The 23,337-nt window shown below is 63.8% G+C and carries 24 protein-coding genes and 1 tRNA gene; 24 read left to right on the forward strand and 1 reads right to left on the reverse strand.

Features of this window, described 5'->3' with window-relative positions; genetic code table 11:
- The first annotated feature begins 7 nt into the window (after window positions 1–7).
- From F4X08_10510 to F4X08_10620, 23 genes are all read left to right on the forward strand, one after another.
- Window positions 8–814, forward strand: a complete 807-nt coding sequence (locus F4X08_10510) for an NTP transferase domain-containing protein (GenBank protein ID MYD26233.1) — start codon at window positions 8–10, stop codon at window positions 812–814.
- Between the two features lie 177 nt (window positions 815–991).
- Window positions 992–1,636, forward strand: coding sequence for a LytR family transcriptional regulator (locus tag F4X08_10515; protein MYD26234.1), 645 nt, complete (start codon window positions 992–994; stop codon window positions 1,634–1,636).
- A gap of 2 nt (window positions 1,637–1,638) precedes the next feature.
- Entirely contained in the window at window positions 1,639–2,070 is a 432-nt protein-coding gene (gene rsfS, locus F4X08_10520; protein ID MYD26235.1) for a ribosome silencing factor, read from the forward strand.
- A 1-nt stretch (window position 2,071) separates the two neighbouring features.
- Window positions 2,072–2,989, forward strand: a complete 918-nt coding sequence (locus tag F4X08_10525; protein ID MYD26236.1) for a sugar kinase — start codon at window positions 2,072–2,074, stop codon at window positions 2,987–2,989.
- A 59-nt stretch (window positions 2,990–3,048) separates the two neighbouring features.
- Entirely contained in the window at window positions 3,049–4,119 is a 1,071-nt protein-coding gene (gene mtnA / locus F4X08_10530) for an S-methyl-5-thioribose-1-phosphate isomerase (GenBank protein ID MYD26237.1), read from the forward strand.
- A 35-nt stretch (window positions 4,120–4,154) separates the two neighbouring features.
- Complete coding sequence (gene rplM, locus F4X08_10535) at window positions 4,155–4,583, forward strand: 50S ribosomal protein L13 (protein ID MYD26238.1); 429 nt, start codon at window positions 4,155–4,157, stop codon at window positions 4,581–4,583.
- A 15-nt stretch (window positions 4,584–4,598) separates the two neighbouring features.
- Window positions 4,599–5,003 (forward strand): 30S ribosomal protein S9, encoded by a 405-nt coding sequence (gene rpsI / locus F4X08_10540; protein ID MYD26239.1) that lies wholly within the window; start codon window positions 4,599–4,601, stop codon window positions 5,001–5,003.
- A gap of 52 nt (window positions 5,004–5,055) precedes the next feature.
- Window positions 5,056–5,808 (forward strand): 30S ribosomal protein S2, encoded by a 753-nt coding sequence (gene rpsB / locus F4X08_10545; GenBank protein ID MYD26240.1) that lies wholly within the window; start codon window positions 5,056–5,058, stop codon window positions 5,806–5,808.
- A gap of 83 nt (window positions 5,809–5,891) precedes the next feature.
- Window positions 5,892–6,488, forward strand: a complete 597-nt coding sequence (gene tsf / locus F4X08_10550; GenBank protein ID MYD26241.1) for a translation elongation factor Ts — start codon at window positions 5,892–5,894, stop codon at window positions 6,486–6,488.
- Between the two features lie 43 nt (window positions 6,489–6,531).
- On the forward strand, window positions 6,532–7,110 hold the full coding sequence (locus F4X08_10555) for a ribosome recycling factor (GenBank protein MYD26242.1): 579 nt from the start codon (window positions 6,532–6,534) through the stop codon (window positions 7,108–7,110).
- 112 nt (window positions 7,111–7,222) lie between these two features.
- Window positions 7,223–7,942 carry an isoprenyl transferase gene (locus tag F4X08_10560; protein MYD26243.1) on the forward strand — a complete coding sequence of 240 codons (720 nt, stop codon included), beginning with the start codon at window positions 7,223–7,225 and terminating at the stop codon, window positions 7,940–7,942.
- A gap of 14 nt (window positions 7,943–7,956) precedes the next feature.
- The gene (locus F4X08_10565) at window positions 7,957–8,799 is read left to right on the forward strand and encodes a hypothetical protein (GenBank protein ID MYD26244.1); all 843 of its coding nucleotides are present in this window, start codon (window positions 7,957–7,959) and stop codon (window positions 8,797–8,799) included.
- A gap of 70 nt (window positions 8,800–8,869) precedes the next feature.
- Complete coding sequence (locus tag F4X08_10570) at window positions 8,870–10,063, forward strand: 1-deoxy-D-xylulose-5-phosphate reductoisomerase (protein MYD26245.1); 1,194 nt, start codon at window positions 8,870–8,872, stop codon at window positions 10,061–10,063.
- Window positions 10,064–10,180: 117 nt separating this feature from the next.
- Window positions 10,181–11,503: an RIP metalloprotease RseP gene (rseP, locus tag F4X08_10575; protein MYD26246.1), complete on the forward strand. Its 1,323-nt coding sequence runs from the start codon at window positions 10,181–10,183 to the stop codon at window positions 11,501–11,503.
- Window positions 11,481–13,841 (forward strand): tetratricopeptide repeat protein, encoded by a 2,361-nt coding sequence (locus tag F4X08_10580; GenBank protein ID MYD26247.1) that lies wholly within the window; start codon window positions 11,481–11,483, stop codon window positions 13,839–13,841. The genes rseP and F4X08_10580 overlap by 23 nt, the downstream gene beginning before the upstream one ends.
- Complete coding sequence (locus F4X08_10585; GenBank protein ID MYD26248.1) at window positions 13,831–14,703, forward strand: hypothetical protein; 873 nt, start codon at window positions 13,831–13,833, stop codon at window positions 14,701–14,703. Before F4X08_10580 ends, F4X08_10585 begins: the two co-directional genes overlap by 11 nt.
- An 82-nt stretch (window positions 14,704–14,785) precedes the next feature.
- Window positions 14,786–14,859 (forward strand) — tRNA-His (locus F4X08_10590).
- 120 nt (window positions 14,860–14,979) lie between these two features.
- Entirely contained in the window at window positions 14,980–15,537 is a 558-nt protein-coding gene (gene efp / locus F4X08_10595; protein MYD26249.1) for an elongation factor P, read from the forward strand.
- A 22-nt stretch (window positions 15,538–15,559) separates the two neighbouring features.
- Window positions 15,560–16,027 carry an acetyl-CoA carboxylase biotin carboxyl carrier protein gene (accB, locus tag F4X08_10600; GenBank protein MYD26250.1) on the forward strand — a complete coding sequence of 156 codons (468 nt, stop codon included), beginning with the start codon at window positions 15,560–15,562 and terminating at the stop codon, window positions 16,025–16,027.
- 6 nt (window positions 16,028–16,033) lie between these two features.
- A complete protein-coding gene (accC, locus tag F4X08_10605; protein ID MYD26251.1) occupies window positions 16,034–17,380 on the forward strand; it encodes an acetyl-CoA carboxylase biotin carboxylase subunit in 1,347 nt (448 codons plus the stop codon).
- A gap of 53 nt (window positions 17,381–17,433) precedes the next feature.
- Entirely contained in the window at window positions 17,434–17,814 is a 381-nt protein-coding gene (gene gcvH, locus F4X08_10610) for a glycine cleavage system protein GcvH (protein ID MYD26252.1), read from the forward strand.
- 61 nt (window positions 17,815–17,875) lie between these two features.
- Complete coding sequence (locus tag F4X08_10615; protein MYD26253.1) at window positions 17,876–19,219, forward strand: aminomethyl-transferring glycine dehydrogenase subunit GcvPA; 1,344 nt, start codon at window positions 17,876–17,878, stop codon at window positions 19,217–19,219.
- Between the two features lie 52 nt (window positions 19,220–19,271).
- The gene (locus F4X08_10620; protein ID MYD26254.1) at window positions 19,272–20,771 is read left to right on the forward strand and encodes a glycine dehydrogenase subunit 2; all 1,500 of its coding nucleotides are present in this window, start codon (window positions 19,272–19,274) and stop codon (window positions 20,769–20,771) included.
- Window positions 20,772–20,826: 55 nt separating this feature from the next.
- Here F4X08_10620 and F4X08_10625 read toward each other — a convergent pair whose 3' ends face one another.
- The gene (locus F4X08_10625) at window positions 20,827–21,849 is read right to left on the reverse strand and encodes a sugar phosphate isomerase/epimerase (protein ID MYD26255.1); all 1,023 of its coding nucleotides are present in this window, start codon (window positions 21,847–21,849) and stop codon (window positions 20,827–20,829) included.
- A 190-nt stretch (window positions 21,850–22,039) separates the two neighbouring features.
- Here F4X08_10625 and F4X08_10630 point away from each other — a divergent pair, with 190 nt between their 5' ends.
- Window positions 22,040–23,317 carry an adenylosuccinate synthase gene (locus F4X08_10630; GenBank protein ID MYD26256.1) on the forward strand — a complete coding sequence of 426 codons (1,278 nt, stop codon included), beginning with the start codon at window positions 22,040–22,042 and terminating at the stop codon, window positions 23,315–23,317.
- Window positions 23,318–23,337 lie beyond the last annotated feature (20 nt).

The raw sequence follows: 23,337 nt of genomic DNA on the forward strand, positions 1-23,337 counted from the left end.
AGTCCCGATGGAAGAAGCCAACGCCGATCTGATCACGCTGATCCTGGCCGCGGGAAAAGGCACCAGGATGCACTCCGACCTGGCGAAGGTGCTGCACCGGATAAACGGCCGGCCGATGATTCACTACGTGCTGGACACGGTGCGGGCGCTCCGGCCGCGGCGGATCATCGTCATCGTCGGTCATCAGGCCGGCGCGGTGCGGCGGGAGCTGGCCGGTCAGCCTGGACTTCCCGGTCAGCCCGGGCTGACCAGGCTGGCCGCGGAATTCGCCGTGCAGGTGGAGCAGCTGGGCACCGGCCACGCGGTGCGCCAGGCCGGACCGCTGCTGGCCGGCGAAAGCGGCGTCGTCCTCGTCCTCGCCGGTGACACGCCCCTGATTCGTCCTTCCACCCTGGCATCGTTGATCGACGCGCACCGCCGGGACGGCGCCGCGGCCTCCGTACTCACCGCCCGCGTCGACGATCCCACGGGCCTGGGGCGCATCCTGCGCGACGATGCAGGCCGTATCGACCGGATCGTCGAGGAGAAGGACGCGACTGAGGAACAGCGGGCGCTTAAGGAAATCAACACCAGTACCTATTGTTTCGATCCGGTCCTGCTGCTGCGGGCCCTGGACCGGCTGACCCCGGAGAACCGGCAGGGCGAATACTACCTGACGGACACCATCGAGATCCTCCGGCGGGAGGGCCGCCACATCGCGGACGCACCGGCCGGCATGCCGGAAGAATCCATGGGGATAAACACCCCGGAGCAGCTGTCGGCGGCCGAATCATGGCTGCTGGAACGGGACCGCGCGAGGCCTTGTGACAGCTAAAAAACAGTTGACACCGCACCCTCCAACTCTGTATATATAGTGGTCTGGAAAGCGAATCGGATTCCGCCTGTCGAACCAGCGTTCGATTTGACGGCGGAACTGTGTCGAGACCGGGGTACAAAGGGGGATCGCATGGTGAAAGGAGCTGGTCGATGAAGCACTGTTGGTACCCTACCTATGTTTCCCTTCCTGGTGTATTCCCCTAGTAAGTTCTCCGGTTATCTCTGGCACGCAGATATCGATGGTCGCACGGTCCCGTTGCAGGCCGTACCTCAGGACGCGATCCGCGTGGGATCCGCCATGACGAGACAGGTCTTCCAACCCTCCGCGAACCGGCCGGACGCCGTTCCGGAAAGACTGGGGTCAGGCGGCCGCTGGCGCGTTCGGGTGCTTGAAGGCGTGATCATCATTCTGGTCGGGCTGAACGCCTACCTGATCTACTCGGTGGCGACCTCGTCCGCATTCTCGACGTCCGCCGAACGGTCCGTCGAGTCGGTCGTCGACCCCTCGGCCTTCCATATCCAGGTGGAGGTCCTGAACGGATGCGGTGAACGGGGAATCGGACAACAGGCCATGCGGTTTCTCAGAGAACGAGGATTCGACGTGGTCAATATCGACAATGCCGACCATTTCGAGTACCGGGAAACGGTCGTGCTGGACCGCCGGGGAACGGACGGGCCGTCCGAGGCCGCCCGCGCGGTCGGAAACGCGCTGGGAACGCAATACGTCCTGCTCCAGCGGAACGATGACCGCCTGGTGGACGTATCGGTGGTGATCGGCAAGGACTACGGCGAACTGCTCTTTTCAGTGGAGAACGACTGATCGTGGCGTTGGCATCGCAGGAAATCGCGGAGCAGGCGACCCTTTCCATGCTGGCCAAGAATGCGGCGGACGTGATGATCATCGACCTCAGGGGGCTCTCGTCCATCACGGACTACTTCGTCATCGGGACGGCGGGTTCCGAACCGCAGATCAAGGCGGTCGTCGAGCAGGTGGCGTCGGATCTCAAAGAGCGGGATACAACGCCCTGGCACACGGAAGGCAAACAGAGCTGGCGGTGGGTACTGCTCGACTACGTGGACGTGGTCGTACACGTGTTCAGAGCGGAAGTCCGGGCATTCTACGGACTCGAGCGGCTCTGGGGAGACGCGCCCCGGGTCGCCGTTTCGACCGACGCGGCAACGGGTGAGATCATCCGCACGTCCGACGCGGGCGTCCCCGGGGACAGGGTGGACGCACTGGAACACGAGGCATAGATTGGGCATTCTCGTCGTCGGAACGGTGGCTTTTGATTCGGTGAAGACGCCGGAAGGAGAGGCAAACGACGCGATCGGGGGATCGGCGACCTATTTTTCGGCCGCCGCCAGTTTCTACGCGCCGGTAGACGTCATTGCCGTCGTGGGGGACGATTTCCCCATGGCGTCCCTGGATTTCCTGCGGGAGAGACAGGTCGACGTATCGGGCCTGGAGGTGAAGGAAGGGAAGACCTTCCGCTGGGCGGGCGAATACGCCGCCAACATGAACGACCGTCGCACGATCGACACGCAGTTGAACGTGTTTTCCGGTTTCAAGCCCGTGCTGGCGGAGCGGCACCGCGCGCACGATCATGTGTTCCTGGCGAATCTCGATCCGGACGTTCAGCGCGACGTGCTGACCCAGGCGTGCCGAACGGACCATCCGGACCGTCCCGGAATCGTCGCCTGCGACACCATGGACTTCTGGATCGAGGGGCAACGGACGTCGCTGCTGTCGACGCTCAGCGGAGTGGACGTGCTGATCATCAACGACAGCGAGGCCCTGCAACTGGTTGATGACCACAACCTCGTGCGGGCGGCGGAACGCATCCTGGAGCTCGGCCCGCGGGCGGTGGTGGTCAAGAGAGGCGCGCACGGCGCGACGCTCTGTACCTGCGACGCCTGGTTCGGTATCCCTTCATACCCCGTGGCCACCGTGGTGGATCCGACGGGCGCCGGGGATACCTTCGCGGGCGGATTCATGGGTTACCTCGCCCGGTCGGGCGATACCGGCGTAGGCGCCTTGAAACGCGCCATGGTGCACGGCAGCGTCATGGCCTCGTTCAACGTGGAAGATTTCAGCGTCAGGCGGCTCGAATCGCTTACCCAGGACGAAATTTCGGACCGCCACGATCGGTTTATGGAGATGATTACGCCCTGACCGGCTCAAGCAGGAACAGCAAGCAGGAAGAGCAAGCAGGAAGAAAAGGTTCGGCAGTCATGAATTTCAAGACCATCCGGTGGGAGCGCGACGAAGGCGTGCTGGTATTGCTGGATCAGACGCGCCTGCCCGGCGAAGTGGTCTACACCAAATGCCGGGACATCGCGTCCGTGGCGGAAGCCATCCGGCGGCTGAGAGTACGCGGTGCGCCGGCCATAGGCGTCGCCGCGGCCTACGGGGTCGTCGTCGGGGTTCAGCACAGCCGCGCGGCCGACTTCGCCGCCTTCAGCCGGGAAGTCGACGAAGCCGCGGACCTGCTGGCGGCCACCCGGCCCACGGCGGTCAACCTGTTCTGGGCGCTGGAGCGGATGCGCCGGACCGTCCGGGAACACCGGAATGCACCCGTGGAGGACATCAAGCGCGCCTTGCTCAGCGAAGCCCAGGCCATACAGTCGGAGGACGAGCACACGTGCCGCCTGATCGGTGAGCACGGCGCCGCTCTTCTCCGCACCGGACAGACGGTGCTCACGCACTGCAACGCCGGCGCGCTCGCCACGGCCGGCGCGGGCACGGCCCTCGCCGTGGTGTACCAGGCGCACAGCGAAGGCAAGCGGGTCCACGTGTACGCCGATGAGACGAGACCCGTCCTCCAGGGCGCCAGGCTGACTTCCTGGGAGCTGACCCGGGCGGGCATAGGCGTGACGCTCATATGCGACAACATGGCTGCCCAGGTCATGAAAGAAGGCCGGATCGACTGCGTGATCGTGGGCGCGGACCGCGTGGCCGCCAACGGCGACGTCGCCAACAAGATCGGCACCTACGGCGTGGCCGTGCTGGCCGACGCGCACGACGTGCCCCTGTACGTGGCAGCGCCTTACTCTTCGATCGACCTGTCCATCGAATCGGGCGCCGGGATCCCGATTGAAGAACGCGAAGCCGCCGAAGTAAGCCAGGGGTTGGGTGGGCGCACCGCCCCCGAGGAGGTGGAGGTGTACAATCCCGCATTCGACGTAACCCCGGCCCGTTACGTGTCTGCGATCATCACGGAACGCGGCGTGGCCAGACCGCCCTACGCCGAGCGTCTCGCTGCACTGTCACACCATGCATGGGAACCGGCCGTCACCGGGTAAAGGAACGTGTACCATCAAAGGAGCGTGTACCATCTATGAAGACACCAACGGTTAAAAAGGAAGACCTGCAGCGGGACTGGCACGTCGTGGACGCCGACGGCAAGGTGCTGGGCAGGCTGGCCAGCGAAGTGGCCAAGATCCTGCGCGGCAAGCACAAGCCGATCTACTCGCCGCACCTGGACACCGGTGACCACGTAATCGTCATCAACGCGGGAAAGGTGGTTCTGACGGGCAAGAAGCCGCAGAACAAGCTCTACTACCGCCATAGCGGTTATCCCGGCGGTCTGAAGACGATCAGCTACGAACGCATGGCCGCCCGCCATCCCGACCGGGCGCTGCGCATGGCCATCAAGGGCATGTTGCCGCACAACGCCCTCGGCCGTCAGATCTTTCGCAAACTCCGCGTGTACGCCGGCGCGGAACACCCCCACAGCGCCCAGAAACCGGTCGCGCTGGACATATAAGGAGCGTAAAGAAGCATGAATTCGGATACCCATGGACACCACGCAGTGGGCAGAAGGAAACGCGCGATCGCCAAGGTCTGGCTGCGCGCGAAGAAGGAAGGCGCCAGTCATAAGGTCAACGACAAGCCGCTGCTTGACTACTTCGACCGGCCCGGTCTCGTCGCCGCGATCGAGGAACCCCTGGTGCTCACCGAAATGAACGACCAGGTCGTCGTGTTCGCACGGACCTTCGGCGGCGGCAAGACCGGCCAGGCCGGGGCGTTGAGACTTGGCATCGCGCGGGCGCTGAAGGACATGGACGAAAGCCTGCACGCGCCGCTGCGAGAAGCGGGCATGCTGACGCGGGATTCACGCATCAAGGAACGCAAGAAGTACGGACTGGCCGGCGCACGCAAGCGGTTCCAGTTCTCTAAGCGTTAATTCAAAGGACGCAGGCCTGACCGCCTGCCAGACAAGGAGATCAGTACCGCCTATGGGGATTCCGACCATTCAGGACCTGCTAGGTGCGGGCGTACACTTCGGTCACCAGACCCGGCGCTGGAACCCGAAGATGAAGGAGTTCATATTCGCCGAGCGCAACAACATCTACATCATCGACCTGAAGAAGACGCTCAGCCAGATCGAGATCGCCTATGACGCCGTGCGCAAGGCCGTCGAGAAAGGGCAGTCCGTCCTCTTCGTGGGCACGAAGAAGCAGGCCAGGCCCATCATCATCGAAATGGCGCAGCGGTGCGGCATGTTCTACGTCGCGGAACGCTGGCTCGGCGGCATGTTGACGAACTTCCAGACCATCCAGACCAGCGTCAAGCGCCTGGAAGAACTCGAGAAAATGAAAGAGCACGGTACCATGGAAGCGCTCACGAAAAAAGAGGCAGCCAGCCTGGAGAAGGAGCGGGAGCGCCTGCAGAAAGTATTGGGCGGCATCCGCGAAATGCGCGACCTGCCCGGCGTCATTTTCGTGGTGGACGCCCGCAAGGAACGGATAGCGGTCGCGGAGGCGAATACCCTGGAGATCCCCATCGTCAGTATCCTGGATACGAACTGCGACCCCGACCTGATCGATTATCCCATACCCGGGAACGACGACGCCCTCCGGTCCATCAGCCTCATTACGGAAGTCGTCGCGAGCGCCGCGGAGGAAGGGCTGCGCAATTCCGGACGGCCTGTACCCGGGGACGAGGCACCGGTCGAAGAGGTCGAGGAAGTCGAAGAACAGCAAGCCTGAAGTGGATACGTGGCCGGGGAAAGGCGGCCGTAGCGGATGATCGGATCCGATCGTATCAAATCCGCTAGATTTCAATCGATTTCATGACTATATCAGCCAGTGACGTAAAAACGTTGAGAAGCCAGACCGGCGCCGGAATGATGGACTGCAAGCGGGCCCTCCAAGAGACCGAAGGCAGTATCGAAAAGGCGGTAACGCTCCTGCGCGAGAAAGGCATAATGGCGGCGTCCAAGAAGAGTGCCCGGGAAGCGAAAGAAGGCATCATCCATACCTATATCCATCCCGGCAGCCGCATCGCCACCATGGTCGAGATCAACTGCGAGACCGATTTCGTCGCGCGGAACGAGTCCTTCCAGACCCTGGCCCGCGATATCGCCATGCAGGTGGCGGCCACCCGGCCCCTCGCCGTGGACCGGGACCAGATCGAAGAAGCCGTCCTGGAACAGGAACGGGAGATTTACCGGAACCAGGCGCGGAACGAGGGCAAGCCGGACCAGATCATCGACCGGATCGTCCAGGGAAGAATCGAGAAATTCAACCAGGAAAACTGCCTCCTGGAACAGCCGTTCATACGGGATACCGACAAGACCGTGCGGGACCTGATCACGGAGGCGGTGGCCACGCTGGGCGAGAACATCATGGTTAGACGGTTCGTCCGGTACGAGTTGGGCGGAGAATAACCCGCCGAACAACCTTGCCGGCAGGAACGTAACCGGTTTTCCGATGCCAGAGAGGTGTATCGTGGAAGCGAAAGAGATCATCAAGGAAACCAGCCGTAAGATGGACCAGTCCGTCGAGGTGCTGCGCATGGAACTCGCCGGCGTCCGGGCCGGCCGGGCCAACCCGGCCCTGCTGGACAACGTCCAGGTGGAAGCCTACGGGACCATGACCCCCATCAACCAGGTCGCCACCATCAACACGCCGGATGCCCGCACGATCTCGATACAGCCGTGGGACAAGCAGATGGTTCCCGAAATCATCCGCGCCATCCAGACTTCCGACCTGGGACTCATGCCGAATTCCGACGGCAACGTCATCCACCTGCCGGTACCTGCGCTCACCGAAGAGCGAAGGCTCGAATACGTAAAACTGATCAAGAAACTGGGCGAGGACGGCAAGATCGGCATCCGGAACGTGCGCCGGGAAATGAACGAACGCATCAAGGCCGAAGAAAAGGCCCACCGGTTGTCGGAAGACGAAAGCAAGCGGCACCAGAAGACCATCCAGGATCTCACCGACCAGCATACCTCCTCCATCGACAGCGCCATATCGGTAAAAGAACAGGAAATCCTGGAGATCTAGGCGGATACCGGCTATCCGGGTCCATACCCGGCGGCGGCCTTACGGGGGTGACGTGGGTCGATACGCAAAGCAAGACCGGGCGGTCTCGGAAGAAGGACTGGATCCGGAGCGCATGCCCCGCCACATCGCGTTCATCATGGACGGCAACGGCAGATGGGCGAAGAAGCAGGGGCTCGCACGGGACCAGGGGCACTCCGCGGGGGTGGAGTCCGTTCGCGAGATGATCCGGTGCGCCGGGGAATTCGGCGTGGGGATCCTCACCTTCTTCGGGTTCTCCACCGAAAACTGGAATCGTCCCAGGCGTGAAGTCGCGGCCATCATGCAGTTGATCGTCGAGTCGCTCCGCGGCGCCGTCGAAGAAGCCAGCGCGCACGGGATCCGGGTCTCCTTCCTGGGCAGGTGGGACGAGTTGCCGGAATCCAACCGGCAGGTCATCAAGCAGATCACGGAGCAGACGGCGGGCAACGACCGCCTACTGTTGAATTTCGCCCTGAATTACGGCGGCAGGCAGGAGATCGTCGAAGCCGCGCAATGCATCGCCCTGGACGTCCAGGCCGGCCGGCTGGACCCGGAAGCCATCGACGAGTCGCTTTTCGCGTCCTACCTGTACACGGAGCACCTGCCCGACCCGGACCTGTTGATCCGGACCAGCGGAGAGATGCGGATCAGCAACTTCCTGCTCTACCAACTGGCCTATACCGAACTCCTGGTTTCTCCGGTCCTCTGGCCCGATTTCTCGCGAAGCCACTTCATCGGGGCTATCCGGGACTACCAGTCGAGAGAGCGCCGTTTCGGTCGAACCGGCGAACAGGTCTCCTCACACAGCTCGTAACGGAGTGGATCTCCATGGCGGCCTACGCGGAGACGTGGATCCGAATCCTGGTAGGCGCGGTGTTCATCCCGTGCATCGTGCTCATTTGCTGGTTCGGTGGGACGAGCCTCTTCGTATTCGTAAGCCTTGTCGTGCTCTTCGGCCTGCGCGAATACCACGGCATCGCCGCGGCCAGGGACCTGGAACCCAACTGGTACGTCGGCGTGCCCGCGGCTGTTCTGCTATGTCTCGACGCCTGGCTCGAAGCGGGCCGCCACGCCCCGCTGATCCTCACGGCCCTCCTGCTCACGACCGCCGCCGCGGAAGTATTCAGAAAGCACGCGCAATACCCCTTTCACAACATCGCCGCTACGGTCTTCGGCGTAGCCTGGATCGGGCTGCTCGGCAGCCATCTGATCCTGCTGGGCAAGTGGCCGATGGACGGCGCCGACGTCGTTGCATGGGGGGAGCGGGCCATGACGCCGGTCCTGCTCGCCTTCGCCATTCCCTGGTCCTACGACGCCTTCGCCTATTTCACGGGCCGGTTGTTGGGCCGGCGCAAGTTGCTGCGCCGTGTCAGCGCCAGCAAGACCGTCGAGGGCGCCGTCGGGGGGCTGATCGGCGCCGTCGCCTTCATGTTCGCACTTCAGTACGCCCTGTTTCCCTTTCTCAGTCCGCTGCACTGTGTCGTCCTGGGCGCCGCCGGCGCCATCGTCGCCCAGCTGGGCGACCTCGCGGAGTCCCTGGTCAAAAGAGACGCCGGCCTGAAGGATTCTTCCCACATCATCCCGGGACATGGCGGCATCCTGGACCGGTTCGACAGCGTTTTCTTCGCGGCGCCTTTCGTGTATTACTACCTGGCCTACGTGACCGGATGATGCAGCGGACGGCCTGGACGGTCCTGACGGTCCGGACGGCCTGGACATACGGACGGAGTATCGACTAGCCATGAAACGCATCGCCATCCTGGGTTCGACGGGTTCGGTCGGCACGCAGACGCTGGAGGTCATCGCGGCCTTCCCGGACCGGTATTCGGCCCACAGCCTGACGGCCAGGAGCCGGATCGATCTGCTGGAGCAGCAGTGCGCGCGTTTCGGCCCGCGCATGGTTGCCGTCCGGGACGCGGAATGCGCCGAGCGGGCCAAGCGGGCCAGGCTGTCCGCAGGGTTCGCGCGAGGCGGCGGTCAGCCTGGACCGTCGATCCACACCGGCGTGGAGGGCCTGATCGAAGCGGTCACCCACCCCGACGTGGACCTGGTCATCAGCGCCCTCCCGGGCAGCGCGGGGCTGGTTCCCACGCTGCGGGCGATCGAAGCGGGCAAGACCATCGCCCTGGCCAACAAGGAGATCCTGGTCATGGCCGGCGAGATCGTGATGGAATCGGCACGGCGCAACGGGGTGGAGATCCTGCCCGTGGACAGCGAACACTGCGCGGTGCACCAGTGCCTGGCCGGGCAGGACCCGGACCGGATACAGCGCGTGGTCCTCACGGCATCAGGCGGGCCCTTCCGCGACACCGCCCCCGCGGCCCTGGCGCAGATGACTTTGAAGGACGCGTTGAACCATCCCACCTGGAACATGGGGCAGAAGGTCACGATCGATTCCGCCACCCTCATGAACAAAGGATTCGAGGTCATCGAGGCCCACTGGCTCTTCGGCCTCCCCGTTTCGAAGATCGACGTGGTGATCCATCCCCAGTCCATCATCCACTCCATGGTCGAGATGGTCGACGGGTCTCTGCTGGCCCAGATGGGTCCGACCGACATGCGCATACCGATCCAATACGCCCTCTCTTACCCGGAGCGCCTTGAATCTCCCTGGCCCCGGTTCGACATCACGCGGAACTGGTCCCTGACCCTGGACCCGCCCGACGAGGCCATGTTCCCCTGCCTGGGGCTGGCCTACGAGGCCATCCGCCGCGGGTCCACCGTGCCCGCCGTCCTGAGCACCGCCGACGAGATGGCCGTCGAGGCCTTCCTCCGGCAGCGGATCGGGTTCACCGACATACCGCGCATCATCGCCGACGCCATGGACAAACACCTGGCCGCGCCGGATCTCACGGCGCCCGTCACCCTGGAATCCATCATGGCGGCGGACCAGTGGACCCGGACGTTCTGCGGGGAAAAGTTGATTGCCGGATAGTGCCGAAAACCTGTATATTCCTTAATTAGTTGCCGCGCGCCGGCAGGGGCGGAGGCACACCGGGAACATCGTAAGCAATCGGATCTGAGACGGCAGAAGCAGAACGGAGACTTAGGCATGCTGACCACCGTGTTATCGGCGATTTTCGTCCTGGGATTGCTGGTCTTCTTCCACGAACTCGGCCATTTCCTGGCCGCCAAGCACATGGGCATCAGGGTGGAACGGTTCTCCCTCGGCTTTCCGCCCAAGATGATCGGAAAGAAAGTGGGGGAAACCGAATACTGTATCTCCTGGATCCCCCTGGGGGGATACGTGTCCATGGCCGGGGAGCGGCCCGACGCACAGTCCGAAGGGGAAGGCGGCAAGCCATGGGAGTTCCAGTCCAAGTCCGTGGGGGCCCGCGCCTTCGTCATCGCGGCCGGTCCAGGGGCGAACTTCGTCCTCGCCTTTATCATCTTCTGGTTGTTCTACGCGACCATGGGCGTGATGCTCGTCGATACGACCACCGTTGGCCGGGTGGACGTTGCAAGCCCCTATGCCGCGGCAGGTTTGCAGGTCGGCGATGAAATCCTCGAAATCGACCAGGCGGCCGTCGATACCTGGGAGGATGTCCGGGAACGGCTCTCGACCGGCACGGGGGCGTCCCTGTCCCTGAAGCTGCGCCGGGATGGGCAGGACCGCACGGTCCAGGTGCGGTACGACGATGGCGGGACGGCGGAACGGCTGGGCGGACTGGACTATTTCCGCGCGTCGGCCGTGAGCACGGTCATCCCGGATTCACCCGCCGAGAAGGCCGGTCTCAGGCCCGGGGACGTGATCACGTCCGTGAACGGCGTTCCGGTCACGCAGTGGTACGAGATGGTCGAGCAGATACGCGTCCGGCCGGGCATGGAGACCGCGGTGTCCTGGACCCGGAACGGCCAGTCCCACCTGGTGAGCATCATACCCAATACAGCCCAGGACCTGGACCGGGAGACCGGAGACGTCATCGACATCGGCCAGATCGGCATCACCCAGCAGGACCACATCAAACGCAGTCCGATCGGGATCGCCACCTCCGCGGGACTGGCGGGCACGCAACTGGTGGCCGTCACCGTTACCATCGTCGACTTCGTGGGGAAACTGGTCATGGGGCAAGTGTCCACCGACTCGGTGGGCGGTCCCATCGCCATAGCCCAGATGGCGGGAGACAGCGCCCGCCAGGGCGCGAGCAGCCTCTTCAGTTTCATGGCCTTTCTGAGCATCAACCTCGCCATCCTGAACCTGCTGCCCATACCCGCGCTGGACGGCGGCCAGCTCCTCATCCTGGGCGTCGAGAAGATCATCCGGCGTCCGCTTTCCCTGAAGTACCGGATGGTATGGCAGCAGACGGGAATGGCCCTCCTGCTGGTGCTGATGGTGTTCGTGGTATTCAACGATGTCACCCGGATCTTCAGGTAGTTACACGGCGAAGGGAGTAAACATGCCGGTCGGGAGAAGGCTCGGCGCCGCCGGTCGTAACTGGTACGTCCTCGTCGTCACCGTGATGCTGGCCGCCGTCTGTCCCCCGGAGTACGCACTCGGACAGGTGGATCGGGCCAGGGCCCTGGAGCATTACGCGGAGGGCGGCCTTCACGAGGCCAGGAACGATCCGGTCAACGCGATCAAATCCTATCTACAGGCGCTGGAATACGATTCCACCTCGGCGGAAATCCACACCGCCCTCGCCCAGGTCTACTACCGCGTGACGGAGCGCGACAAGGCGCAGCAACACGCCAGGACGGCGGTGGAACTCGATTCGACGGCCACGGAGTCCTGGTTCGTGCTGGGCAGGTATCACGCCGAACTGGGCAGGTACCTGCCGGCCCGGGCCGCTTTCGAACGGGTCGTCACGCTGGATCCGGGTCACATCGAGGCCCATATCGCCCTTTCCCAGCTCGCGAGCCGGCTGAACGACCCGGATGCCGCGCTGAGGGAACTGGAAACGGTGAGCCGCCTGGCGCCGCGCAATCCCGAATTCCACTTCAAACTGGCCGATGTTTACAGGCAGAGAGGGATGTACGACAAGGCGGTCATCGCGCTGCAGAAGGTGCTCGACGACTATCCCGACTCGATCCCTGCGCGGGTGGGCCTGACGGAGATCTATGAGCAAAGGCGGCAGTGGGACCGGGCCGTCGTCATGTACCGTGAGATTATTGCGCTGGGCCCCGACCGCGAAGCAGCCCTGCGGCACCGGCTCGCGCGCCTCTTGATGTTCCTCGGCCGGCCGGGCGAAGCGGTGGAGGAATACCGGGTGCTGCTGGAGCACAACCGGACCTCCCCGGCCCTTTGGGCGGAACTGGGGGAGGCCTACCAGGACCTCGGCGAAGCGGAGCAGGCGCTCTCCACCTTGGAGGAGGGCCTCGAACTGCACCCCGGCTCGGCGGAGCTTCATGGCGCACTGGGCGACGTGCTGCTCGACCAGGACAAGCCGGCGGAGGCCGTGGCGCCGCTGCAGCAGGCGATCTCCCTGGACGAGCGCGAAGTGAGATTCAGGATCGGCCTGGGGATGGCCTACCGCGCCACCGGACGGACTGAACAGGCCGTGAACGCGCTGAACGAGGGCCTGGGCGTCCTGGGAGACCACCCCGACCTCTACCTGAACTTGGGCTTCGTCTACCAGGAAACCGGCGCCTATCCCCTCGCCGTCGCCGCGTACCGATCGGCCGTCGCCGCGGATCCCGCCCACGGCCGAAGCTGGATTTCGCTGGGATACGCCCTAATGGATCAGGGACAGACGCAGGAGGGCATCGCCGCATTGCATGAAGGTGTGGAGATATTGCCGGACGACGTTACCCTGCGCCTGAACCTGGCGAACGTCTACCTCGAGAACGGGATGTACAACCAGGCCATCGACCAGTCGCAGAAGAGCATCGGCATCAACCGCCATGATCCGCGCGGGTGGATCAGCCTGAGCCTGGCCTATCTCCGTCAGGACCAGAACGAACAGGCCGAACGCGTGCTCACCCAGGCCCTGTCGATCCTGCCCGATATGCCCGAGTTCTACCTGTACCTGGGCGTGAGTTTCATGTCCCGGGAAGAATTCGGCCAGGCCGGCGTGCACTTCCGCAAGGTCGTGGACCTCAACCCGCAGGATGGAAGAGGGTGGGTGAATCTCGGCCTATCCCATCTGCGCCAGGAGGATTACGAGACCGGCATTCAGGCCCTTCGTGACGGGCTGGAAAAGGCGCCCGGGAACCCCGACCTTTGGTTCTACCTGGGATATGCCCATACCGAGCAGGAGAATTACGAAGAAGCCATCGCAATCACGAAAGAAGCGGTCGAGCGGTTCAACGACCACCACCGCCTCCATTTCCTGCTGGCGCAGAACTACGACCAGTCGGGCCAGTTCGAGAAAGCCGTGGCCACCTTCGAGACCGCCCTTGAAATCGACCCCGAAGACATCTACACGCTGAACTACCTGGGTTACATCCTGGCCGACCGGGGCCTGCGGCTCGAAGAAGCCAAGGTAATGATCGAGAAAGCCCTCGAGAAAAGCCCGGAAAACGGCGCGTTCCTCGACAGCCTGGGGTGGGTGTACTACCGGCTGGGCGACTACCGGAAAGCGCGGCAGTACGTGGAAAAGGCCCTGCAATACGAAGACACGAGCGCCACGGTGCACGACCATCTCGGGGACATATACAGCCGGCTCGGCATGCACCGAAGCGCCGTTCGGTACTGGCAGCGCGCCCTCGAAATGGAAGACATAACCCCCGAGGAATCCGAAGAGATCCTGCAGAAGCTCCAAGATGCCAGATAATACGTCCGGCCGGCACGGTTGGACCGACCGGCACGGTCGGACCGGCCGGTTCTGGATACTCGCCTGCCTCGGTCTCCTGCTGCTGTCCTGCCGACCGCCGCCTCCAGCTCCGCCACCCCTGCCGGTCGAACTGCTCCTCCAGGAGATCGAAGCGGCCTCCAGGCGCCTCCAGGATTTCAGGGGCAGCGCGGGCGTGGAGACCTCCTTCGCGGGGCACCGTGGCCGCGCGTCCCTCCGCATCCGGTATCTCAGCCCGGCGCGATTCCGTATCGACGTACACGGCGCCCTTTTCGAGATCCTCGCCGTCGTCCTGATCCACGACCTCCGCGTGCGGTTGTACATGCCTCGGGAAAACACGGTGTTCGAAGGTACGCTCGAGACACGCGACGCGTCCATTCCCGGACTCGACGTGACGCTGGACGACGTGCACACCGCCGTGACCGGGACTATAGCGCCTGGCAGGTACCAGGGGTTGCCCGTCACCGACTACCGCCGCGACGGAAATACGGCGGCCGTTACGCTTGGGGACGATTCCGGCCGGAGGACGCTGTGGATCGACACGGACAGGATGACGGTCACGCGCGAGGCGTCGGAATCTCCCGTGAACCAGGGGTCCGTCACCAGGTCAATCACCCGGACCTTCGACCGCTTTCGAAACCGGAACGGGGTCTGGAGACCGGAAAAGGTCCGCATCACCCGGGACGGCCCCCGTGCGGGGACGTTCGAACTGACCTACCGGACCCAGTCGATCAACCGCGGGCTGCGGCCGTCCGACATCGGGGTGCGTCTACCCGAAACCGTCGTCCGACGTCCCCTGGAAGAGGCGGGGACGGTCTTCGAAACCGTGGACGGAGCGCCGTAACCGGGGACGTCTGATTCCCGACAATTCCCTTGACAGTCGTTTGGTATCCCGCCTATATTGCCTGCTCCATTCGTCGGTGATGGTGGGCATAGCTCAGTTGGTTAGAGCGCTAGACTGTGGCTCTGGAGGTCGCGGGTTCGAATCCCGTTGCCCACCCTTTAAATGGGGACGTTTTCTACCCGTCCGGACCGGGTCCACGGCGCGCCAAAGTTTCGGCGGTGAACCGGATGCCGCGTAACGGCCGATGAAGCCGTCAAAGGAGACCAGCCCGATTTTATGGTGAACGCTACGGACCTGCGCACCGGTATGACCATCAGGATCGATGGATCCATATACTTCATCACGGGTTGCGAACACATCAAACCGGGCAAGGGAACGGCCTTTTCGCGCACCCGACTGAAGCATATCCACACCGGGGCCGTGATCGAGAAGACCTACAAGGCCTCGGACAAGCTGGAAGACGTGCGGGTGGAACGGCGCAAGTTCCAGTTCCAGTATACTGACGGCGACATGTACTACATGATGGACCTGGAGACCTACGAACAGGTGCCGGTAAGCACGTCGATCATCGGCGACAACAAGGATTACATCAAGGACAGCATGACGCTCGAACTGCTCACCGCGGACCAGGGCGTCGTGGGCATTGAGATGCCGAATTTCATCGAGCTGGAAGTGACGCAGACCGATCCGGGTATCCGCGGCGACACCGCAACGGGAGGCACCAAGCCGGCCACGCTCGAAAGCGGCGCCGTGGTGCAGGTTCCGCTGTTCATCAACCCCGGCGACGTGCTGCGCATCGATACGCGGTCCCGCGAATACGTAGAGCGGGTGTAGCCGCCCTTCCGAGGAGCCTGACATGGGAATCGATGAGGTGCTCAAGCTGATCGAATCGCTGAGGGATACGGACATCCAGGAAGTCGAGGTGGCCGAGGGCGACCGGAAGATCCGGATCGTGCGCATGACGCCCGGGGCGACCGCGGCCGCCGTCCCCGCACCCGCGGCGGATACGCACGCGCAGGCCGCCGCGCCACCCGCGGAACACGTACGGCAGGACGACGGCCAGGCGGACTCCGCGGACAGTACCTACGTCGAGGTGACCTCGCCCATGGTGGGTACCTTCTACCGGTCACCCGAGCCCGACGCCGACCCCTTCGTTCAGGAGCAGGACCGGATCAGCACCGGCCAGCAGCTGTGCATCATCGAAGCCATGAAGCTGATGAATCCCATCCAGTCCGAATTGAACGGGCGCGTGATGGCCATCCTGGTGGAAGACGCCCAGCCCGTCGAATACGGCCAACCGTTGTTTCTGATCGAACCGGCATAGGAAGCGATGTTCCAGAAGATCCTCATCGCCAACCGCGGCGAGATCGCCCTGCGCGTCATCCGCTCGTGCAAAGAGTTGAACATCGCGACGCTGGCCGTCCACTCCGAAACGGATCAGGACTCCCTCCACGTCCGCTTCGCCGACGAGGCGGTCTGCATCGGCAGCAACGCGCCGAACGACAGCTACCTGAACATACCCCGCATCATCAGCGCGGCGGAAATCATGAACGCCGACGCCGTGCATCCCGGATACGGTTTCCTGTCCGAAAACCCCCACTTCGCCGAAGTCTGCGAGTCCTGCGACATCGCCTTCATCGGACCGCCGTCCAGGGCCATCCGCCTCATGGGCGACAAGGCCGAAGCGCGAAAGACGGTGGCGGCCTCTGACGTTCCCACCATCCCGGGCACGGAAGATGTCGTCGACGACGAGGACGCCGCGGTTGAGGCTTCCAGGGATATCGGGTTTCCCCTGGTCATAAAGGCCTCCGCCGGAGGCGGCGGGCGGGGAATCCGTATCGTCCGCGACGAGGGCGAGTTGCGCGAAGCCTTCCGCCTGGCTTCGCGAGAGGCCCAGAACGCCTTCAACAACCCCGCGCTTTACCTGGAAAAGTATATAGAGAAGGCCCGGCATATCGAGGTGCAGGTCCTGGGCGACCGCCACGGCCAGGTCGTCCACCTCGGCGAGCGGGACTGTTCGATCCAGCGGCGGCGGCAGAAGCTCATCGAGGAGTCGCCGTCCCCTTTTGTCGACGACGAGCTTCGTTCCGGGCTGGGAGAGGCCGCCCTGCGCGCGGCGCGGGCGATCGACTACGAAAACGCGGGCACCGTCGAGTTCCTCGTGACCGAGGACCGGCAGTTCTATTTCATGGAGATGAACACGCGCATCCAGGTGGAACACCCCGTGACGGAAATGGTCGTTTCACAGGACCTCGTAAAGGAACAGATCCGCGTCGCCGCGGGCCATCCCCTGGGTTTCGCGCAGGAAGATGTGCAAATGCGGGGACACGCCATCGAATGCCGGATCAACGCCGAGGACCCGGACAGGAATTTCATGCCCTCCACGGGTGAGATCACGAGTTTTCACACGCCAGGCGGTTACGGGGTGCGGGTGGACAGCCACGTGTACGCCCAGTACGTCGTCACGCCCTTCTACGACTCCATGCTGGCGAAGCTGATCGTCTGGGGAAAGGACCGGGAGGAGGCCATGACGCGGACCGAGCGGGCCCTTGAGGAGTTTATCGTCGAAGGCATCAACACGACGATTCCGTTCCACCAGTTCATGTTGAAACACCCGACCTTCCGTTCCGGGCAGGCGGATACGGACTTCGTTGAATCCCTGAGTTCCCTGAGTTGACGAAATGACCGGCGGCAGCCCGCGTCGGGCCCGGGCGCCGGAGAAAGGAACGCATGAACACGCCCTCAGATCTCCGCTATTCGACCGAACACGAGTGGGTGCGCCTGGAGGGCGACATCGCCACCGTCGGCATCACGGATTTCGCGCAGTCCGAACTCGGCGACATCGTCTTCGTGGAACTGCCTTCGGAAGGCGACCCGGTGGCCGAGATGGGCGTCTTCGGGGCGGTGGAAGCCGTGAAGACCGTGTCGGACCTCTACAGTCCGATGGGCGGGACCGTGACGGAGGTCAACGACGACCTGGAAGACAACCCCGAGGCGGTCAACCAGGACCCCTACGGCGACGGTTGGATGATCAGGCTGAAGGTGGATGACGCGGGCGCCTTCACCAGCCTGATGACCGCCGCGGACTACCGTTCCTTCGTCGGCGCCTGAGGCGGCCCCTGCGGACTGCCGTTCCTTCGTCGGCGCCTGAGGCGGCCCCTGCGGAGAATCCATGACGTACATTCCCAACACCGACGCCGACCGCCAGGCCATGATGGAAGCCATCGGCATCGGGTCGGTCGAAGAACTGCTGACCGTAATCCCAAACGACGTCCGGCTCGACGGTCCCCTGGACCTCCCGCCCGCCCTGTCGGAACTCGAACTCCACGATTCGATGGGCGAGATGGCCGCCCGAAACAGATCCGCCGACCGGATGGCGTCCTTTGTGGGCGGCGGCATGTACGATCACTTCGTTCCCAGCGCCATAGGCCACCTGGCCAGCCGCTCGGAATTCCTGACCTCTTACACGCCCTATCAGCCGGAAGTGAGCCAGGGCACGCTCCAGGGGATCTACGAGTTCCAGACGATGATCTGCGAACTTACGGGCCTGGACGTGGCCAACGCCTCCATGTACGACGGCGCCTCGGCGACGGCGGAAGCGGCCATGCTGGCCCGGTCGGCCACGGGGCGCGACCGCGTGATCCTGGCGGGTAGCGTGCACCCCCATTACGTCGAGACGGTCCGTACCTACGCCCACGGGCCGGGCATCGAAGTGGAGACGCTTCCCTGCCCGAACGGCGCGCTGGATCCCGGCCAACTGGCGTCGGCCCTGACCGACGAGACGGCCTGCGTGATCGTACAGCATCCCAATTTCTACGGCTGCCTGGAGTCCATGAACGACCTGGTACGGGTCGTGCACGGCGCGGGCGCGCTCCTGGTCATGGCCGTGGACCCGATCTCCCTCGGGGTCATCGAGTCTCCTGGCGCCTACGGCGCGGACATCGCCGTGGGGGAAGGGCAATCCATGGGCAACCAGGTCAGTTACGGCGGACCGGCCCTGGGTTTCTTCGCGACGCGGGACCGCTTCGTCCGGCGCATGCCCGGGCGCATCGCGGGGCAAACCGTCGACCAGGAGAACCGACGGGGGTTCGTCCTGACGCTGCAGGCCCGCGAACAGCATATCCGGCGGGACAAGGCGACGTCGAACATCTGCACCAGCCAGCAGCTCAACGCCCTGATGGCGACCATCTACCTGTCGTTGATCGGGAAAGAGGGGTTGAAGCAGGTCGCGGAACTGTGCCTCCACAAGAGCCACTACGCGGCGGCGCGCATCGCGGACCTGCCGGGCTTCGAACTCGCCTTCGACCGGCCGTTCTTCAAGGAATTCGTGGTGCGGACGCCGGCACCGCCCGGCGAGATCGTGACCCGGCTCGCGGACGACGGGTTGCTTGCCGGCATCGACCTGGCGCGCTTCCCGTCCTTGGAAATGGAAGACGGCCTGCTGATAGCGGTGACGGAGCGGCGGACGTGCACCCAGATCGACCGGCTGGTCGAAGCGCTGGGGCGATTCAGTTGAGTACCGCCGAACACGAAACAGACACATCCTGAGAGTGAGAGGTCGGAGTTTGTTGGAACCGCTTATTTTCGAACTGAGTTCTCCCGGACGAAGAGGGGTCTCGCTGCCCGCGCCGGACGTGCCCGTCAAGCCAGTTGCGTCGTACCTGCCCGAAGCGGATCTCCGCGGCACGCCGCCCGAGCTGCCCGAAGTCAGCGAGGTCGACGTCGTCCGCCACTATACCCGGCTGTCCACCCTGAACTATCATCCGGACCGGGCCATGTACCCCCTGGGTTCGTGCACCATCAAGCACAACCCGAAGGTCAACGAGGACATGGCGGCCCTGCCGGGATTCGCACGCCTGCACCCCATGCAACAAGACGAGACCTGCCAGGGCGGTCTTCAGTTGATGTACGAACTTTCGAGGGACCTCGCGGAGATCGCTGGACTGGAAGGGGTCACGCTGCAGCCCGCGGCCGGGGCCCACGGCGAACTGACCGGCCTGATGATCATGCGGGCCTATCACGAGGCGCGCGGACACGCCCGGCGCAAGGTCATCATCCCCGATTCGGCCCACGGCACCAACCCGGCCAGCGTCACCCTGGTGGGCTACGAAACGGTGCAGATCCCGACCAATGCCCACGGGCTCGTGGACACCGGCCAATTGGCGGAGCTGATCGACGAGGAGACGGCCGCCTTCATGCTCACCAACCCGAATACGCTGGGGCTCTTCGAATCGGAGATACGGACCATCGCGGACATCGTCCACGACGCCGGTGCGCTGCTCTACATGGACGGGGCGAATCTCAATGCGGTCCTCGGCATAACCCGGCCCGGCGACATGGGCTTCGACGTCGTCCACTTCAACCTGCACAAGACCTTTTCCACGCCCCACGGAGGCGGCGGTCCGGGAGCGGGACCCGTGGGCGTGCGGAGCGACCTGGTCCGGTTCCTGCCAACACCCGTGCCGGTGAAGGACGGCGACGGGTACCGGTTCGACTACGACCGGCCGGATTCCATCGGCCGCGTCCGCGGTTTCGGCGGCAGCTTCGGCATGATGGTCCGGGCCTACGCCTATATCCGGGCCAACGGTCCCGACGGCCTGCGCCAGGTGAGCGAGAACGCCATCCTGAACGCCAACTACATCATGCGGCGCCTGGAGAAAAGCTACCCCCGCACCGTCCTCGTCCACGGCACGCAGAAGGAGACGCCCATTCCCGCCGAAGTGCCCTGCCAGCACGAGTTCGTGGCCTCCGGCACCCGGTTCCGCGCGCACGGTGTCCGGATGCTGGACATCGCCAAGCGCCTGCTCGACTACGGTTTCTACGCGCCGACGATCTACTTCCCGCTCATCGTGCCCGAGGCGGCCATGGTCGAACCCACTGAAACCGAGAGCAAGGAGTCCATCGACCGGTTCATCGACGCCATGACGGCCATTGCAGAAGAAGCGGAAAACGACCCGGAACTGGTCCGGAACGCCCCGCACACCACACCGGTCGGCCGCCTCGACGAGGCGCGCGCCGCCCATCCGAAGACCCTGAACCTACGGTACCGGAAGTCCCTGGCGGAGTAGGGCCGTTCGGGATCGGTGAGGGCCAGTCGAGGCGGCCCCGCCGTCGATCCCGCCCTCAGCCGGCCATCATCCGGTCGTACGCCGCTTTCGCCGCGGCGGATATCTCCATCGGGTCCTTCTCCCAGTATTCCTCCCGGAAAATCTCGACCGACAGGGCGCCCGCATAGCCTTTCTCGCGCAATACACCCATCATGTCCTTCAGGGGAAGCACGCCTTCACCCATGTAGACACGATGCTGGTCGGTCAGGTCGGCCGGCGGCAGGTCTTCGCAGTCGTCGACGTGGACGATCAGCAGCAATTCGGTGGGGATAGTCCGTATGTCCTCGAGTGGGACGCCCGACTTGTAGTAGTGGAAGAAATCCACCATCAGTCCCAGGCTGTCGTGTCCGGCACGTTCGATCACCTCCAGGGCCTCGCGAGGTCCCGGGATGAAGGGATGCTGTCCGAGGGGCTCGATGGCGATCTTCACCCCGTGGGCGGCGGCCCGCTCGGCATAGGCATTGACCGTGGCGGCCATGATGTCGTACGCCTCATCCCGGCCCATGCCGTCCGGCGGCGAGTCGGCGCAGACGAGGAGGACGGGGCAGTCGATCGCCGCGGCCACCTCCGCCGCGCGTTCGATAGCATGAAGCTGCTCCCGGTTGTCGGAGAACCCGACCAGCCCGTAGGGACACAGCGAAGCTGCCCGCAGCCCGTACGCATCCAGGAGTGCCTTCAATTCGGCTGTATCGTGGGATTCCAGGTACGCATCGAGCTTCCTGGACCAGATCTCCACGGCGTCGAACCCCGCCTTCGCCGCGGCTTCGAGGTCCTGCTCGAGCGTATAGGGCATGGTCGTCGCGCCGTTGATGCATGAATACATGGCAGGTCTCGCTTCCTCTTTTCTTTTTGGATCGCGGCAGTTTCGGGCCCGTGCTTCGGGCCGCTGCTTGAACCTGATCTTTCGCGTCCTTCGCTCCAGAACGCTTTCAGTCTTACATGCATTAGTACCAAGTAAGTTTCGATTGTCAACCGATCTATGCGGCGCTTTGCTGGCGGTGCGCGGGCGTCCCGCCAGCGGTGTTCCGGCGATGGACATTGTCTAGTTTTTTTTAAGCCGTTTTTTCTTGACCTTCCGCGTCTATACCACATAAAATGAACTGTAAGATCTAATGGTCTCGAGGGCGGGTCTTATGACTCGCCCTTTTGTTGTTTGTGGACCCGGGATCGGCCTCGATTTCAAAGTAGAATCAGCCAGCCGGGTGTATACGAGGGAGATGGAAGCAAAGATGGCCGTTCGCATTCTCGTAGGCGCAGCCTGGGGCGACGAGGGCAAGGGCAAGATCGTCGATTTTCTGAGTGAGCAGGCCGACATCGTCGTGCGGTTCCAGGGCGGGGCCAATGCCGGACACACCGTCCAGATCGGAGAACAGGAGTATATCCTCCACCTGATTCCCGTGGGCATACTGCGGCCGGACAAGACCTGCGTCATCGGCAACGGCACCGTGATCGATCCCGAAGCGCTGATGGAAGAGATCGAGATGCTCGGATCGCACGGAATCGACGTGGAGGGACGGCTGTTCATCAGCCATAACGCCCATCTCATCATGCCGTATCACAAGCTGATCGACCGGGTCGGGGAGGAGCAAAGACAGGAAGAAGAGCGCATCGGCACGACGGGACGCGGTATCGGACCGGCCTATGCGGACAAGGCCGCCCGCAAGGGCATACGCATCGTCGACCTGCACGACCACGACGTGCTTAAGGAGAAGCTGCAGCGAAACATCGAGGAAGCGAACCGAATCCTCGACTCCCTCTACCAGGCCGAGGCACTCGACGCGGACCGGATCATCGACGAATACCTGGCTTTCGCCCGGCAAATTGGTCCATACGTGATCAACACCTCGGAATACCTCAACGACGCCATCGACGACGGCAAGGAGATCCTCTTCGAGGGCAGCCAGGGCACGTTGCTGGACGTGGACCACGGGACCTACCCCTACGTCACGTCCTCCAACACGACCACGGGCGCCGCCTGCATGGGCGCCGGCGTCGGCCCCACGCGCATCGACGAGGTCATCGGCGTGGCCAAGGCCTACACCACCCGGGTGGGCAACGGGCCCTTCCCCACGGAGTTTCCCTCTCGTTGGGGCGACGAGTTCCGGCGCATGGCGGGAGAGTTCGGCGCCACGACGGGCCGCCCGCGGCGTTGCGGCTGGTTCGACGCCATGGTCGTTCGTTACGCCGTCATGGTGAACGGCATCGACAGCCTGGCGCTCGCCCGGCTCGACACGCTGGACAGTCTCCGGACGCTGCGGCTGTGCGTGGGCTACCGGCTGAACGGCGACGTAATCCCCCACCTTCCCAGCGACGCGAACGTCCTCGGCCAGTGCGAACCCGTCTACGAGGAGATGGAGGGTTGGGACTGTCCTACCGGGCACATCCGTAACTGGAGCGATCTTCCCGTTAAAGCCCGTGCCTATATCGAACGGGTTTCGGAACTGGTGAAGACCGACGTGAAGATCGTCTCCGTCGGATCGCACCGGGACGCGACCATATTCCTGTAGGGATTCGCAGGTCTGCCGCG

The sequence above is a fragment of the Gemmatimonadota bacterium genome, assembly GCA_009841265.1.
GTDB lineage: Bacteria > JAAXHH01 > JAAXHH01 > JAAXHH01 > JAAXHH01 > JAAXHH01.